The organism is Pseudomonas nitroreducens NBRC 12694, from assembly GCF_002091755.1.
Classification (GTDB): domain Bacteria; phylum Pseudomonadota; class Gammaproteobacteria; order Pseudomonadales; family Pseudomonadaceae; genus Pseudomonas; species Pseudomonas nitroreducens.
This window is the reverse complement of record NZ_BDAI01000001.1, coordinates 1,189,357-1,203,774: the sequence shown is the minus strand read 5'-3', so window position 1 is coordinate 1,203,774 and position 14,418 is coordinate 1,189,357. Positions and strand designations below refer to the sequence as shown.

At 66.3% G+C, this 14,418-nt stretch carries 13 protein-coding genes; 6 read left to right on the top strand and 7 right to left on the bottom strand.

What is annotated here, in order from left to right; genetic code table 11:
• Nucleotides 1-139: 139 nt before the first annotated feature.
• The 4 genes from phnE to PNI01S_RS05715 are packed head-to-tail and all read right to left on the bottom strand — an operon-like array spanning nt 140 to nt 3,403.
• On the bottom strand, nt 140-910 hold the full coding sequence (phnE, locus tag PNI01S_RS05730; RefSeq protein ID WP_084357577.1) for a phosphonate ABC transporter, permease protein PhnE: 771 nt from the start codon (nt 908-910) through the stop codon (nt 140-142).
• Entirely contained in the window at nt 907-1,749 is an 843-nt protein-coding gene (locus PNI01S_RS05725; protein ID WP_065085759.1) for a PhnE/PtxC family ABC transporter permease, read from the bottom strand. Before PNI01S_RS05725 ends, phnE begins: the two co-directional genes overlap by 4 nt.
• A complete protein-coding gene (locus PNI01S_RS05720; protein ID WP_084357576.1) occupies nt 1,743-2,549 on the bottom strand; it encodes a phosphonate ABC transporter ATP-binding protein in 807 nt (268 codons plus the stop codon). The genes PNI01S_RS05725 and PNI01S_RS05720 overlap by 7 nt, the downstream gene beginning before the upstream one ends.
• Nucleotides 2,546-3,403 (bottom strand): putative selenate ABC transporter substrate-binding protein, encoded by an 858-nt coding sequence (locus PNI01S_RS05715; RefSeq protein ID WP_024764632.1) that lies wholly within the window; start codon nt 3,401-3,403, stop codon nt 2,546-2,548. The genes PNI01S_RS05720 and PNI01S_RS05715 overlap by 4 nt, the downstream gene beginning before the upstream one ends.
• 166 nt (nt 3,404-3,569) lie before the next feature.
• On the opposite strand from PNI01S_RS05715, the gene PNI01S_RS05710 reads away from it, so the two are divergent.
• The gene (locus PNI01S_RS05710; RefSeq protein ID WP_084357575.1) at nt 3,570-4,469 is read left to right on the top strand and encodes an NAD(P)-dependent oxidoreductase; all 900 of its coding nucleotides are present in this window, start codon (nt 3,570-3,572) and stop codon (nt 4,467-4,469) included.
• Entirely contained in the window at nt 4,466-5,257 is a 792-nt protein-coding gene (locus tag PNI01S_RS05705) for a hydroxypyruvate isomerase family protein (RefSeq protein ID WP_037010207.1), read from the top strand. The genes PNI01S_RS05710 and PNI01S_RS05705 overlap by 4 nt, the downstream gene beginning before the upstream one ends.
• Nucleotides 5,258-5,271: 14 nt before the next feature.
• Here the strand turns inward: PNI01S_RS05705 and PNI01S_RS05700 are convergent, their stop codons facing one another.
• The gene (locus PNI01S_RS05700) at nt 5,272-7,434 is read right to left on the bottom strand and encodes a putative bifunctional diguanylate cyclase/phosphodiesterase (RefSeq protein ID WP_084357574.1); all 2,163 of its coding nucleotides are present in this window, start codon (nt 7,432-7,434) and stop codon (nt 5,272-5,274) included.
• A gap of 296 nt (nt 7,435-7,730) precedes the next feature.
• Here PNI01S_RS05700 and PNI01S_RS05695 point away from each other — a divergent pair, with 296 nt between their 5' ends.
• Complete coding sequence (locus tag PNI01S_RS05695; RefSeq protein WP_084357573.1) at nt 7,731-9,389, top strand: phosphoethanolamine transferase; 1,659 nt, start codon at nt 7,731-7,733, stop codon at nt 9,387-9,389.
• 68 nt (nt 9,390-9,457) lie between these two features.
• On the opposite strand, the gene uspN is transcribed toward PNI01S_RS05695, so the two are convergent.
• Both uspN and rapA read right to left on the bottom strand, forming a co-directional pair.
• Nucleotides 9,458-9,910 carry a universal stress protein UspN gene (gene uspN, locus PNI01S_RS05690; RefSeq protein WP_024764627.1) on the bottom strand — a complete coding sequence of 151 codons (453 nt, stop codon included), beginning with the start codon at nt 9,908-9,910 and terminating at the stop codon, nt 9,458-9,460.
• 221 nt (nt 9,911-10,131) lie between these two features.
• The gene (rapA, locus tag PNI01S_RS05685; protein WP_169888908.1) at nt 10,132-12,984 is read right to left on the bottom strand and encodes an RNA polymerase-associated protein RapA; all 2,853 of its coding nucleotides are present in this window, start codon (nt 12,982-12,984) and stop codon (nt 10,132-10,134) included.
• Nucleotides 12,985-13,211: 227 nt separating this feature from the next.
• Between rapA and PNI01S_RS05680 the strand changes: the two genes are divergently transcribed.
• The 3 genes from PNI01S_RS05680 to PNI01S_RS28485 are packed head-to-tail and all read left to right on the top strand — an operon-like array spanning nt 13,212 to nt 14,323.
• On the top strand, nt 13,212-13,517 hold the full coding sequence (locus tag PNI01S_RS05680; protein WP_065085762.1) for an aspartate-semialdehyde dehydrogenase: 306 nt from the start codon (nt 13,212-13,214) through the stop codon (nt 13,515-13,517).
• Between the two features lie 48 nt (nt 13,518-13,565).
• The gene (locus PNI01S_RS05675; RefSeq protein ID WP_038803291.1) at nt 13,566-14,165 is read left to right on the top strand and encodes an alpha-ketoglutarate-dependent dioxygenase AlkB family protein; all 600 of its coding nucleotides are present in this window, start codon (nt 13,566-13,568) and stop codon (nt 14,163-14,165) included.
• Nucleotides 14,162-14,323: a hypothetical protein gene (locus tag PNI01S_RS28485; RefSeq protein WP_089285726.1), complete on the top strand. Its 162-nt coding sequence runs from the start codon at nt 14,162-14,164 to the stop codon at nt 14,321-14,323. The genes PNI01S_RS05675 and PNI01S_RS28485 overlap by 4 nt, the downstream gene beginning before the upstream one ends.
• Nucleotides 14,324-14,418: the final 95 nt, after the last annotated feature.

The window sequence follows — 14,418 nt, the reverse complement described above, 5'->3', positions numbered from 1 at the left end:
TATTGCGTGCGGTCCTGCCCCGCCAGGCGCCGGCGGTTCACCTGTAGGAGCGAGCTTGCTCGCGAACGGATTCACCGGTGACTCCGTCGTGAGGCGGTTCGCGAGCAAGAACTGGGGGGCCCACTCGCTTCCACCAGCGCTAGTGGCTCACCCAGCGCTGCCGCGCCCAGGCGCTGAGCGAATCCACACACAGCACCAGCAACAGCATGGCGAGGATCACGGTCGCCGCCTGGGCCTGCTGGAACAGGCTGAGGCTGAAATACAGCATCTGCCCCAGCCCACCCGCGCCGACGAAGCCGAGCACGCTGGCCATGCGGATGTTGTTCTCCCAGCGGTAGAGCATGTACGCCACCAGTTGCGGCCAGACGGCCGGCAGGGTGCCGTAGGCGAATGCGGCGATGCGTCCGCCACCGGCCAGGCGCACGGCTTCTGCCGGGGCGCTCGGGGAATTCTCCAGCGCCTCGGCGAACAGCCGGCCGAGCACGCCGCCGGTGTGCAGGGCCAGGGCGAGCGTGCCGGCGTTCGGGCCCAGGCCGGCGGCCAGCACCATCAGTGCGCCCCAGACCAGTTCCGGCACCGCGCGCAGGGCGTTGAGCAGCAGCCGCGAGAGGCTCTGCGCAATACGCCCGAAGCGCCCGGCCGCGGGCAGCGCCAGCAGCATGCCCAGCAGCGCTGCGAGCAGGGTGCCGATGGCCGACATGGCCAGGGTCTCCAGGGCGCCGCGCCCGACTGCCGCGAGGTGCGTTGCGCTCAGGTCCGGCGAGAGGAAATCGCGCCCGTAATCAAGCATCTGGCCCAGGCCGCGCGCGTCGAACAGGCCGCCGCTGTCCATCTCCAGGTAGGCGAAGGACGCGCCGACGGCGAGCAGGATCAGCAGCAGCCAGCCCAGGCTGCGCAGCAGGCCGGTCATTCGAGCCTCCCGCGCAGGAAGCGGCTGAGCAGGTCGGCGGCCAGCACCAGCACTAGGAAGGTCAGCAGGATGCTGGCCACCTCGCCGCCGGCGAACATGCGCAGCGACAGGTCGATCTGCTGGCCGAGGCCGCCGGCGCCGACGAAGCCCATCACCACCGAGGCGCGGATCGCGCACTCCCAGCGATAGACGGTGTAGGAAATCAGTTCCGCCGCCGCCGAGGGCAGCACGCCGTAGGCGAAGGCCTGCAACCGCGAGCCGCCGCCCAGCAGCACAGCGCGCGTCGGTCGCGGGTCCACCGATTCGAAGATTTCCGCGTAGACCTTGCCGAGCATGCCGCCGTAGGTGATGGCGATGGCCAGTACGCCGGCGGTGGGACCCAGGCCCACGGCGCGGACGAACAGCAGCGCCCAGACAATTTCCGGCACGCTGCGCAGCACGATCAGCAGGCCGCGCACCGGCCAGCGCAGCGCTCGCGCCCACCAGGCCGGCAGCCCGCCGCGGGGTAGGGCGGAGATCGACAGCGCGCGGGTTGCCAGCAAGGCGGCGGGGAAGGCGATCAGCCAGGCCAGCGCCATGCCGGCGGTGGCGATGGCCAGGGTTTCCAGGGTGGCGCGGCCGAGCAGGGCGAGGAATTCCTCGTCATGGGCCGGCGGCCAGAAGCCGGCTAGGAAGTTCGCCATGGTCCGCGCGTTGTCGCCACTGAACAGGCCGGCGATATCCAGTTCGGACAGGCGCACTCCAGGCCACAGCAGGGCCAGGGCCAGCAGGGTGAGCAGCAGGCGCGGCAGCGCCGCCGGATCGCGGAGCGAGGTCTTCGACAGAGCAGGGTTCAGCATCGCGGGATCTGCACCACCACGGGCCTGCCTTCCGGCGAGGAAGCGCCCTGCTGGCCGAGCTGCTCGTTGGCGTACAGCGCGCGCAGGTCGTCGGGGCTGACGCTCTGTGCCGCCTTGTCGAAGGCGATACGGCCATCACGCACGCCGACGATACGCGGGAAGTGCTCCAGCGCCAGGTCCACGGCATGCAAGCTGGCGAGCAGCGTTACGCCGCGGTTCTGCGCTTCCCGAGTCAACACGCCGAGGGTGTGGCCGGCGAGTACGGGGTCCATGGCCGAGACGGGTTCATCCGCCAGCAGCACTTCGGCCTGCTGGTACAGCGCACGGGCGATGCCGACGCGTTGCAGCTGGCCGCCGGAAAGCTTGTCGCAACGTTCGAAGAGCTTGTCGCCCAGGTCCAGGCGCTGCAACTCGCTGCGGGCACCAGCGCTGTCGAGGGGGTAGAGCAGGCTGGCCAGGCTCTTCCACAACGGCCAATGGCCGAGGCGGCCGGCGAGAACGGCGGTGACCACCCGCTGGCGCGGTGGCAGCGGCGGAGCCTGATGCACCAGGGCGATACGCGAGCGCAGGCGCTGGCGCGCGGGGCCGCTCAGTGCCCAGGGCTGGGTGCCTAGCAGGTCGAAACTGCCGGAAGCGGGTTTCAGGGCGGTGGCCAGGATGCGCAGCAGGGTGGTCTTGCCGGCGCCCGAAGGGCCGATGATCGCCACCCGTTCGCCGGCATCGACGCTCAGGTCGATACCGGCGAGCGAGCGCTGGCCATTGGCGTGGATGTGCTCCACGCCGGTCAGTTTCAGGGTCACTTCAGCAGGCCGGCGGCGCGCGCCGATTCCTCGATGCCCTTGTAGTTCTCAGGCTGGGTCTCGATGAAGCGGCTGGCCGCCTGCAGGTCGAGGATTTCCTTGTCGCGCGGCTTGCCCGGGTCGAGAGCGAGGAAGGCTTTCTTGATCTTCTCGGCCAGGGCCGGATCGAGGTTGCCGCGCACGGTCCAGTTGTAGTCGTAGTAGGTCGGCGTAGTGGCGAAGACCTTCACCTTGTTGGTGTCGACCTTGCCGCTGTCCACCAGCTTCTGCCAGACCGAAGCGTTGAGCACGCCAGCATCGACCTTGCCGGCCTGGACCCAGGCCACGGTGGCGTCGTGGGCGCCGGAATAGGCGACGCGGGAGAAGAACTGCTCGGGCACCACGCCGTCCTTCTGCATGAAGTAGCGCGGCATCAGGCTGCCGGAGGTGGACGAGACCGAGCCGAAGGCGAAGGTCTTGCCCTTGAGGTCCTGGATCGATTTCACGTTCGGGTCGGCAGTGATGAATTTGCTGGTGAACTGCTGGTCCTGCTCGCGTTGCACCAGCGGGATGGCGTTGCCGGTCTTCAAGCGCGCCTGGACGAAGGTGAAGCCGCCCAGCCAGGCCATGTCCAGGCGATCCGAGGCCAGGGCCTCGACCACGCCGGCGTAGTCGGACACCGGGATGAACTTCACCGGCATGCCCAGTTGCTCTTCAAGGTAGGCGCCCAGCGGCTTGAACTTGCGCAGCAGTTCGGTCGGGGCTTCGTCGGGGATGGCGGAGACCTTGAGTTCCTTCGGTGTATCGGCGTGGGCGAAGACGGCGGACAGGGACAGGGCGAAACCGGCGGCGAGCGCCAGGGTGCGTTTGAGCATGGGGAGAGTTCTCCGGGTCAATGGCGGAAAAAACTCCGGCAGTATAGTGGCGGCGCGTCTGTTTGGCTGCCCTGCGGTTTCGTCGCGGCGCCTTCGGCCGGCAGTAACCGGCGCCTGTTAGAATGCCGATCCCCGTACTTTCCCACCTCTGTACTGGAGATTGTCCATGTCGTCCGCCATTCCCTCCCTTGCCTTTGCCGGCCTCGGCCTGATGGGCGTGCCCATGTCCCGCCGCCTGCTTGCCGCCGGCTTCCCGCTGACGGTGTGGAATCGCTCCGCCGGCAAGCGCGAACTGCTCGCCGCCGAAGGTGCGCAGGCCGTGGCGATGCCTGCGCAGTTGTGTGCCGATGCCGAGGTGGTGATGCTCTGCCTGGCCGATACTGCCGCCGTGCGCGAAGTGGTGTTCGGTGCCGGCGGCATCATCGAGGGCGCTCGCGCAGGCCAGGTGCTGGTGGACTTCTCCAGCCTGGAACCGGCGGCCACCCGCGAGATGGCCGCCGAGCTGGAAGCGCGCACCGGCATGCGCTGGGTCGACGCGCCGGTCTCCGGCGGTACGCCGGGCGCCGAAGCGGGTACGTTGGCAATCATGGCGGGCGGGCGCGTCGAGGACATCGAGCGCGTGCGGCCGATCCTGGCCCATCTCGGCCAGCGCCTGACGCGCATGGGCGACGTCGGCGCGGGGCAGGTGACCAAGGTGTGCAACCAGATGATCGTCGCCTGCAATGCGCTGGTGATCGCCGAAGTGGTGGCGCTGGCGGAGAAATCCGGCGTCGATGCCAGCCTGATCGCGCCCGCCCTGGCCGGCGGTTTCGCCGATTCCAAACCCTTGCAGATCCTGGCTCCGCAGATGGCGCAGAGCCAGTTCGAGCCGGTGAAGTGGCACGTGCGCACGCTGCTCAAGGACCTGGACACTGCCGTGAAGCTTTCCCGCGAGGAAGGCTCGGCCACGCCGATGAGCGGCCTCGCCGCGCAACTGATGCGCTTGCACGGTAGCCAGGGCAATCTTGAACGCGACCCGGCTACCCTGGTCGAGCAATACCGTCTTTCGAAGGAATTCCCCGTATGAAACTCTGCGCCAACCTGTCCCTGCTGTTTACCGAAGTCCCGCTGCTGCAGCGTATCGACGCCGCCGCCAAGGCCGGTTTCGAGGGCGTGGAGATCCAGTTCCCGTACGACGTCCCCGCGCAGGACCTGAAAGCTGCACTGGATGAAGCCGGCCTGCCGCTGATCCTCATCAACCTGCCGGCCGGCGACCTGATGCAGGGCGGCCCGGGCATTGCGGCTGTGCCGGAGCGCGCGGCGGAGTTCGAGGCGGCGCTGGCCAAGGCGCTGGACTACGCGCGCATCGTCAAGCCGCAGCACGTCAACGTGCTGGCCGGCCGGCTGGTCGAGGGGCAGGAGCGCGAGGTTGCTCTGCAGACCCTGGCCGAGCGCCTGCGCAGCACCTGCGATGCCTTCGCCGGCACGGGCACCGACGTGCTGATGGAAGCCATCAACTGCCATGACATGAAGGATTTCCTGCTCAATACCCCGGAGCACCTGCAGGACATGCTCGAGCGCGTGGCGCGGGAAAACCTGCGTGCGCAGCTGGACCTCTACCACATGGCGCGCATGGGCCTGGAGTTGGTGGATTGCATCTACGCGCTGATGGGCCAGATCGGCCACGTGCAGTTCGCCGACTACCCCGAGCGCGGCGAGCCGGGCTCGGGCGAGATGGAATTCGAAGTGCCGCTGCAGGTGCTCGATGACGTCGGCTACGACGGCTGGCTGGGCGCGGAGTACCGCCCCACCGGCACCACCGCCGACTCCCTGCGCTGGCTGCCGCGCTGGCGTGCGGGGAAGTTCGATTTCTGAGGGAACCCCCCCAGTCAGGCCTGATTGCGCAGCAAGGCCGTGTCGCTGTCTTCGCGGTAGGCCTCGAGGAATTCCACCAGTGCGGAGAGGGGCAACGGGCGGCTGAACAGGTAACCCTGGGCCAGCTCGCAATGGTTATCGCGCAGGAACGTCAGTTGCTGCGCGTGCTCTACGCCCTCGGCGATCACCTTCAGGTGCAGCTTCTGCGCCATGGCGATGATCGCCTGGGCGATCTCGCTGTCGCGGCGCGACTGCGGCACGTCGCGGATGAAGGAGCGGTCCACCTTCAGCGCATCCAGCGGCAGCTGGCGCAGATAGGACAGCGATGAGTAACCGGTGCCGAAATCGTCGATCGACAGGCTCACACCCAGCTCGCGCAGGCGGTTGAGCAAGGGAACGGCCTGGCTGATATTGGACATCACGGCGTTCTCGGTGACCTCTATCTCCAGGTAGCGCGCGGCAAGGCCGGTTTCTTCGAGCGTCTGCTGGACTTCATCGACCAGCCCTTCGCGGCCGAGGTTGCTGGCGCAGCAGTTCACCGCTACCCGCAGGTCCGTGTGGCCCAGGTCGTGCAAGCGTCGCAGGTCCTCGCAGGCGCGGCGCAGTACCCAGGCGTCGAGCGCACCGATCAGGCCATTGGCGGTCGCCAGGCCGATGAAGCGGTCCGGCGCCAGCAGGCCGTGGGTAGGATGCTTCCAGCGCACCAGCGCTTCGAGCTGTTCCACTTCGCCATGATCGATACGCAGGATCGGCTGGTAGTACAGCACCAGCTCGTCGTCCCACAACGCCTTGCGCAGTTCTTCCTCCAGCTGCAGCTCCTGGGTTGCCTTGGTCTTCAGGTGCGGGCTGAAGAAATGCGTGGCGTTGCGGCCGTTGCCCTTGGACTGATAGAGCGCCAGGTCCGCGTGCTTGAGCAGTTCTTCGGGTTGATCGCCGTCGTTGGGGAACAGGCTGATGCCCACGCTCATGGTCATCACCAGGTTGCGCCCGGCCGTGCTGATCGGCTCCTTCATGCGCTGCATCAGGCGTTGCGCGAGGATGCGCGCCTCGTGGTCCTCACCCAGGTCGGCGAGGATGCAGAACTCGTCGCCGCCAAAGCGCGCCAGCAGGTCGGTGCTGCGCAGCGCACTGCGCAGGCGCTCGGAAACGATGCACAGCAGCTCGTCCCCGGCGGCATGGCCAAGGGAATCGTTGACCCGCTTGAAGTGGTCGACGTCCAGCAGGATGACCGCCATGCCCTGGCCCTTCTGCCGATTGCGCTGCAGGCGGGCGGTGAATTCCTCGTTGAGCGCGTTGCGGTTATGCAGGCCGGTGAGGCCGTCGAAGCGGGCCAATTGCTGCAGCGAGGCATTGGCGTGGTCCAGTTGGCTGAGCAGGGCGTTGACCCGGCTCAACTCGCTTTCCTTGCTTTCCAGGCTGTCTTCGATCCAGGCCGCCCAGAGCCCGGCGAGCACCACGGCGAGGGCCAACAGGCCAACCATCAGGCCGAGCTGGATGGCGTTGTTGCGCCCAAGGTCCGCCACCGGCGCTACCCAGGAGGGCAGGGTCAGGGTCAGGGCGGCCATGCCGGTGAAGTGCATACTGGCGATGGCGCCACCCAGCAGCAGGCTGGCGAAAACCTGGTAGATCCACTGGCGGCCCGCCGGCTGGCGATTGAGTACCGGCGCCAGTACCAGGGCGACGAAGGCCACCAGCACGGCCATCAGCACCGACAGGGTAACCAGCAGCGGGTCGTAATGCTGCATCGGCGGCGACTCGATGGCGGCCATGCCGGTGTAGTGCATCCCGGCGATGCTGGCGCCGATGCAACAGGCGGCCAGCAGGTACTGCAGGGGGCTAAGGCCCGCGTGGGCGAGCAGGCGCATGGCGACCACGCAGATGGCGATGGCGATGAGCAGGGAGATCAGTGTCAGGCCGCCGGAGAAGTGCAGCGGAACCGACGAGCGGAAGGCCAGCATGGCGACGAAGTGCATCGACCAGATGCCGCTGCCCAGGCAGATGCCGCCGACCCACTGCCAACGGTGCGCATGTTGCGGTGCGCGGACCATCCGTGCGGCGATGCTCAGCGCGACGAAGCTGGCGACGCAGGCGATGAGGATGGCCAGCAGGACCAGGCCGGAATTGTGAGAGCACTCCAACAGCACAGCATCGGGTAAGGCGTCCTTCTGCCAGTCCATGGGCGGGATGCTCCAGATGTCGGGGGAGGTGGTTGGCGAATTGATATCACTTTGATGTGAGTCTAGGAAGCTGTCCGCGGCCCGCAAGGTCTTGCGGCCATTTCCGACAAACTGGTTAATACGAAACGACGTACGGTAGTGCCAGATTCTGCTTTGATATTCTCCAGACTCTGAAGGAAGTGCGGTGTTTCGAAATTGACACTTTTTTGACTAATTGCCCGCTAGAGTTGCGCCGCCGGCCGGCAGCATCGGCCATCCCATTTCCTATCCGACTATCGATGTAAGGAGTGCGCTCGATGTCCGAGGGCAAGCGCCGCCTCTTCCCCCAGGTCAGCTCTGCAAGGCTGGTCCTGCTGTTCTCGCTGGCACTGGTGCTGTTCTACAACTTCGCCACCTGGCGGGCCCTGAACAGCCTGGTGCCCATGGAGGGCCTCTGGGGCGTGGCGTTCTTCGCCTCGTTCGCCTTGTTCCTCTGGGCCGCCTTCACGTTGTTGCTGACCCTGGTGTCCTTCCGTCCTTTGCTCAAGCCGGCGTTGACCCTGGTGGCGCTGGTTTCGGCGGCGGCGGCGTACTTCATGAACTCCTACGGTGTCGTGATCGATACCGTGATGGTGCAGAACGTCATCGAGACCAACCCCGGCGAGGCCGCCGCGCTGTTCAGCGCGCGCATGGTCGGCTACCTGCTTCTGCTGGGCGTGCTGCCGGCGGTGATCATCTGGTTGACGCCCGTCCACTACAGCCCGTTCTTCCGCGGGCTGCTGAACAAGGTGCTGGTCATCCTCGGTTGCCTGGTGGTGGTCGCCGTCTGCGTCGGTTCGTTCTATTCCACCTACGCGCCGGTGTTCCGCCAGGAAGAGAAGCTGACCCACTTCATCAACCCGACCAACTACATCTATGCGGTGAGCAAGTTCACCAAGCAGCGCCTGGGCATCAAGGAACATCTGGTGGTGCAGCCCATCGGCGAGGACGCGGTAATGCCGCGCAAGGTGAATGCCGACGGCAAGAAGTCGCTGATGATCTTCGTGGTCGGCGAAACCGCCCGTGCGGACCATTTCTCCCTCAATGGCTACGCGCGCGAGACCAACCCGGAGCTTGCGAAGCTCGATATCCTCAACTTCACCAACGTCAGTTCCTGCGGCACGTCCACGGCGGTTTCCGTGCCCTGCATGTTCTCGAAGTTCCCCCGCGAGGACTACAGCGACAAGAAGGGCAAGACCAACCAGGGGCTGCTCGACATCCTCCAGCGGGTCGGCGTGTCGGTGCTCTGGCTGGACAACAACAGCGATTGCAAGGGCACCTGCCTGCGCGTGCCCAGCCGCGATATCTCGAAGGATCAGCCGGGCCCGTTCTGCGACGGCAATCGTTGCCTTGACGAAGCCATGCTGCAGGACCTGCAGGCCTACATAGATGGCCTGAAGGACAACGCGATCATCGTCCTGCACGCCGATGGCAGCCATGGTCCGGAGTATTACGATCGTTATCCGAAGTCCATGGAGCGCTTTACCCCGGTCTGCCATACCAACCAATTGGGCAGCTGCAGCAAGGAAGAGCTGGTGAACGTCTACGACAACACCATCCTCTACACCGATTACTTCCTCTCCAAGGTCGTGGAGCTGCTCAAGCACAACGAGGGACGCTTCGATACGTCGATGCTTTACGTCTCCGACCACGGTGAGTCGCTGGGTGAGAACGGTGTGTATCTGCACGCCGCGCCCTATGCCATCGCGCCCAAGGCGCAGACCCACGTGCCCATGGTGATGTGGTTCGGCGACGGCGCCCTGGGTGGCATGGGCGTAGATCGCGGCTGCCTGGAGAAGAAAGCCGGCGGCGACGAGCTGAGCCATGACAACCTGTTCCATTCGGTGCTCGGGCTTTACGGTGTGCAGACCAGCCTGTACCAGCCGGACCTGGACATCTTCCACTCCTGCAAACGTGCCATGACCGCTTCGCAATGACTGAAGGGCCGACCTGAACGGCGGCCATGAAAAAGGCCCTCGCAGGGCCTTTTGTTTTCCGGGAGCTGTTACTTCTCGCGAACCAGCAAAACCGGACGGTTGCTGACGCGCAGCAGGCCTTCGGCCACGCTGCCCAGCATCAGGCGACGTACGCCACGGCGGCCGTGGGTGCCCATCACGATGACATCGGCCTTGGAGGCTTCGGCCTCGATCTCGATGCGCTCGGCAATTTCCTCGCTGGCGCGCTCCTGGCAAACCCGCTCGAAGCTGGTTTTCACCGGGAACTCGGCGATCTTCTCCTTCGCCTTGCCGAGGATGTCATCGGCGGCCTTCAGCGCGGCTTCGCGCAGCGGCTCCGGGTTGTAGTACACGGCGTAGTCGGGCAAATGGCGCAGCGGGCTGTCGACGATGGTGATGACGCGCAGCTCGCCGCCGCTCAGCTGAGCCAGCTTGGCCGCCTCGACCAGGGCTCGGTCGGAAACCGGGCTGCCGTCCACCGCTACCAGAATGCGCTCGTACATGATGTGTTCCCTCAATGAGTGGCTTGGTAGGGAAACTCTATCCCCCCATGGGCGAGAATCCCTTGCGCAGCGTCAATGGTAGTCGGTGTGCCTGAATATGCCGGGAATAGAGCGGGTTGTTTCGCTGATCGTGGGGCTCGCCATTGCGTAGGAACGGTGCCCATGAAAAAAGCCGCCAACGGGTGCCCGGTGGCGGCTTCTTCATTTCGGCGTTGCCGCGATCAGCCGGCGACCAGCACGCGGATCGCCTCCAGGCGCAGCGAGGCCTTGTCCAGCATCGCCAGGCTGTCGTCACGCTGCTTGCGCAGGGCATCCAGCTCGCTGTCACGCACGCTGGGGTTGACGGCCTTGAGCGCGGTCAGGCGCGCCAGCTCTTCGTCCAGGGTCGCTTTCAACTGCTGGCGAGCCAGCTCCACGCGCTCGGCATGGCGCGGGGTGATCTTGGTCTCGGCCACGGAGAATTGCTTCGCCAGCACGTCGCGCTGGGCCTGCACGAACTTGTTGGCGCTGGCGCGCGGCACGCTTTCCAGCTGATCGTTCAGGGTGTCGAAGGACACGCGCGAGGACAGGTCGTTGCCGTTGGCGTCCATCAGGCAGCGCAGCGCCACTGGCGGCAGGAAGCGGCCGAGCTGCAGCTTGCGCGGTGCCACGGCCTCGCTGACGAACAGCAGTTCCAGCAGCACGGTACCGGGCTTGAGTGCCTTGTTCTTGATCAGCGCCACCGAGGTATTGCCCAGCGAGCCGGACAGCACCAGGTCCATGCCGCCCTGCACCATGGGGTGTTCCCAGGTGAGGAACTGCATGTCTTCGCGAGCCAGCGCCTGGCCGCGGTCGTAGGTGACGGTCACGCCTTCGTCGTCGCCCAGCGGGAAGCTGGCGTCGAGCATCTTCTCGCTAGGGCGCAGGATCAGGGCGTTCTCGGAATGGTCCTCGCTGTCGATGCCATAGGTGTCGAACAGGCGCTCCATGTAGATCGGCAGGGCGAACTGGTCATCCTGTTCCTCGATCTCCGCCACCAGCGCCTCGCCTTCGCCGGCGCCGCCGGAGTTGAGCTCCAGCAGGCGGTCGCGGCCGTTGTGCATCTCGGCTTCCAGCGCCTCGCGGGCAGCGGTGCCTTCGGCCAGCAGGGCCTCGAAGGCGTCGTCGTCGCCGCCGTCCAGCAGTTCCACCAGGCGCGGGCCGAAGCGGTGCTGCAGGGCGTTGCCGGTGGGGCAGGTGTTGAGGAAGGCGTTCAGCGCCTGGTGGTACCACTGGAACAGGCGTTCCTGCGGGCTGTTTTCCAGGTGCGGGACGTGGATCTGGATGGTGTGCTTCTGGCCGATCCGGTCCAGGCGGCCGATGCGCTGTTCCAGCTGGTCCGGGTGGGCCGGCAGGTCGAACAGCACGAGGTGATGGGCGAACTGGAAGTTGCGGCCTTCGCTGCCGATTTCCGAGCAGACCAGCACCTGGGCGCCGAACTCTTCATCGGCGAAGTAGGCGGCGGCGCGGTCGCGTTCGAGGATGCTCATGCCTTCGTGGAACACGGTGGCCGGGATGCCGGACTTCAGGCGCAGGGCGTCGCCCAGGTCCATGGCGGTCTCGGCATGGGCGCAGATCACCAGCACCTTGTACTGCTTGAGCATCTTCAGGGTGTCGATCAGCCACTCGACGCGCGGGTCGAAGCGCCACCAGCGGTTGTTCTCGTCGCCGTCGTCGGCCTGGGCCTGGAAGCTGACTTCCGGGTAGAGGTCCGGGTGCTCGCCCAGCGGCAGCTCCATGTACTCGATCGGGTTGGCCAGTACGTAAGGATGCAGTTGGCGTTCCGGGAAGCCCTGCACGGCGGCGCGGGTATTACGGAACAGCACGCGGCCGGTGCCGTGGCGGTCGAGCAGCTCGCGTACCAGGCGGGCGCGGGCCTCTTCATTGCCGGCCTCGACGCTGGCCAGCAGCTCGTCGCCCTCGCTGCCGAGGAAGCCGTGGATGGCCTGGCGCGCGGTAGGGGAGAGGGTGCCCTGGTCGACAAGCTCCTGTACCGCTTCGGCAACCGGGCGGTACTGACTGCTTTCGGTGCGGAAGGCTTCCAGGTCGTGGAAGCGGTCCGGATCGAGCAGGCGCAGACGGGCGAAGTGGCTATCCAGGCCGAGCTGTTCCGGGGTCGCGGTGAGCAGCAGCACGCCAGGGATGACCTGGGAGAGTTGCTCGACCAACTGGTATTCCGGGCTGGCCTGTTCCGGGTGCCACACGAGGTGGTGGGCCTCGTCGACCACCAGCAGGTCCCATTCGGCAGCGAACAGCGCGTCCTGGGCCTTCTCGTCCTCGCGCAGCCATTCCAGCGCCACCAGGGCCAACTGGGTGTCCTCGAAGGGATTGCTGGCATCGCTCTCGACGAAGCGCTCGCGGTCGAACAGCGCGACTTCCAGGTTGAAGCGCCGGCGCATTTCCACCAGCCACTGGTGCTGCAGGTTTTCCGGTACCAGGATCAGTACGCGGCTGGCGCGGCCGGAGAGCAGCTGGCGGTGGATCACCAGGCCCGCTTCGATGGTCTTGCCCAGGCCCACTTCGTCGGCCAGCAGGACGCGCGGCGCCATGCGGTCGGCGACTTCGCGGGCGATGTGCAGCTGGTGCGCGATGGGTTGCGCACGGGCGCCGCCCAGGCCCCACAGCGAGGACTGCAGCAGGCGGGTGCGGTGTTCCAGGGTGTGGTAGCGCAGGCCGAACCAGGACATCGGGTCGATCTGCCCGGCGAACAGGCGGTCGCTGGCCAGGCGGAACTGGATGAAGTTCGACAGCTGGGTTTCCGGGACGGTGTGCGGCTCGTTCTGCGCGGTGATGCCGTGGTAGATCAGCAGGCCGTCGATCTCGTCCACTTCGCGGACGGTCATCTTCCAGCCTTCGAAGTGGGTGATCTGATCGCCCGGGGCGAAGCGCACGCGGGTCAGCGGCGCATTGCGCTCGGCGTACTGGCGGGTATCACCGGTGGCCGGATAGAGCACCGTGAGCATGCGGCCATCCAGCGCCAGGATGGTCCCCAGGCCGAGTTCCGCTTCACTGTCACTGATCCAGCGTTGACCGGGTTGATACTGCGCCATGGACACCTCCCAAAAAAAGCCGGCTATGGTACCGGAACGCGCAGCGTTCAGCGATGGCCGTCGGCGCCTCCGGTCGTCCGAAATGTCGCTACGGCCGCCGGCAGGTGCCGGATTTCACGGCAGATTCATCGCGAATCGAACAAAGTGTAGCGAGGCGGGCTCAAGTCTCTAGCGCTGCCGCCGATAGCCTGACAAGAGGACTTCCCACCGAGCTTCGGCGCAGGAGCATCCCGATGCTGCCACTTGTACCGACCCATTTTGCCCCCGTCACTGCCCAGCAGGACCTGCCCAGGCCGCGACCGGATGTCGCCCCGGTGACGCCACCTGCGCCCAGCGCGGGCAACGCTGGTGTGGAGCTGGAGCGCCGTCCGGACGAACAGGCGCTCAAGGACGAGTACCAGCGCCGACGCAAGCGTCGCGAGCAGACCGACGGCACGCCCGAGGGCGAGGCGCTGGAGGAGCTGGAAGAAGTCGAGGAACTGGGTGAAGGCGTGCAGGCCGCGCCGCGCAAGGGACTGTGGATCGATGTCGAGGTCTGACTTCCCGGGGTAGTAGACTCTGTCCATCGCTAAATGCCCGAGCCTTGCATGCTGTTCGACGACGCCCCCATCCTGCTGCCCGATGCAGAGCTGCGCCTGATTCCCGACTGGTGCCCGCCGCCGCGTGCCGCCCGTTGGCTGGCGCAGTTGCTGGCCGAGACGCCCTGGGAGCAACCGCTCGTCCGTCTGCACGGCCGCGACTACCCGGTGCCGCGCCTGGTCAATTGGTACGGCGATCCCGAGGCCTTCTATACCTATTCCGGCCTGACCCACGCGCCGCTGCCCTGGACGCCGCTACTGGCGGAGATTCGTGCCGCGGTGGAGGCGGCGGCCGGGCAGCGCTTCAATGGCGTGCTGCTCAACTACTACCGCGACGGCCAGGATTCCATGGGCTGGCACAGCGATGACGAGCCGGAGCTCGGGCGCAATCCGGTGGTGGCCTCGCTGAACCTGGGCGGGACCCGGCGCTTCGATTTGCGGCGCAAGGGGCGAAACACAATCGAACATTCCATGGAGCTTTCCGGCGGTTCGCTGCTGGTCATGTCCGGCGCGACGCAGCATTATTGGCAGCATCAGGTCGCCAAGACGCGCCGTCCGGTCGCGCCGCGCCTGAATCTGACTTTCCGCCTGGTGCATGCCCTGCCATGAGCAACGACGACAAGCTGATCGACTTCACCGCCGAGCGCGACAAGCGCATCCACGACGTGCACGAAAAGCGCCTGCAGGATGTGCGCAAGGCCTTCGAGCAGGCACTGCCGCTGGGCAAGTCGCGCAAGAAGGGCAAGAGCAAGCCGAAGAAGCGCTGAGCTTCTTCGCCTCCAATCCCCCGCTTCACCCGCAAACCCCCGCCCTGCGCGGCTTCCCGCCGCACCCCGTCCCCTCCGAAACTTGACCTGCGTCA

Bases quoted from the DNA above. Each gene is read 5' to 3' on its own strand.
- phnE (WP_084357577.1), bottom strand. From the start codon at position 910: ATGACCGGCCTGCTGCGCAGCCTGGGCTGGCTGCTGCTGATCCTGCTC.
- PNI01S_RS05725 (WP_065085759.1), bottom strand. From the start codon at position 1,749: ATGCTGAACCCTGCTCTGTCGAAGACCTCGCTCCGCGATCCGGCGGCG.
- PNI01S_RS05715 (WP_024764632.1), bottom strand. From the start codon at position 3,403: ATGCTCAAACGCACCCTGGCGCTCGCCGCCGGTTTCGCCCTGTCCCTG.
- PNI01S_RS05710 (WP_084357575.1), top strand. From the start codon at position 3,570: ATGTCGTCCGCCATTCCCTCCCTTGCCTTTGCCGGCCTCGGCCTGATG.
- PNI01S_RS05705 (WP_037010207.1), top strand. From the start codon at position 4,466: ATGAAACTCTGCGCCAACCTGTCCCTGCTGTTTACCGAAGTCCCGCTG.
- PNI01S_RS05700 (WP_084357574.1), bottom strand. From the start codon at position 7,434: ATGGACTGGCAGAAGGACGCCTTACCCGATGCTGTGCTGTTGGAGTGC.
- PNI01S_RS05695 (WP_084357573.1), top strand. From the start codon at position 7,731: ATGTCCGAGGGCAAGCGCCGCCTCTTCCCCCAGGTCAGCTCTGCAAGG.
- uspN (WP_024764627.1), bottom strand. From the start codon at position 9,910: ATGTACGAGCGCATTCTGGTAGCGGTGGACGGCAGCCCGGTTTCCGAC.
- PNI01S_RS05680 (WP_065085762.1), top strand. From the start codon at position 13,212: ATGCTGCCACTTGTACCGACCCATTTTGCCCCCGTCACTGCCCAGCAG.
- PNI01S_RS05675 (WP_038803291.1), top strand. From the start codon at position 13,566: ATGCTGTTCGACGACGCCCCCATCCTGCTGCCCGATGCAGAGCTGCGC.
- PNI01S_RS28485 (WP_089285726.1), top strand. From the start codon at position 14,162: ATGAGCAACGACGACAAGCTGATCGACTTCACCGCCGAGCGCGACAAG.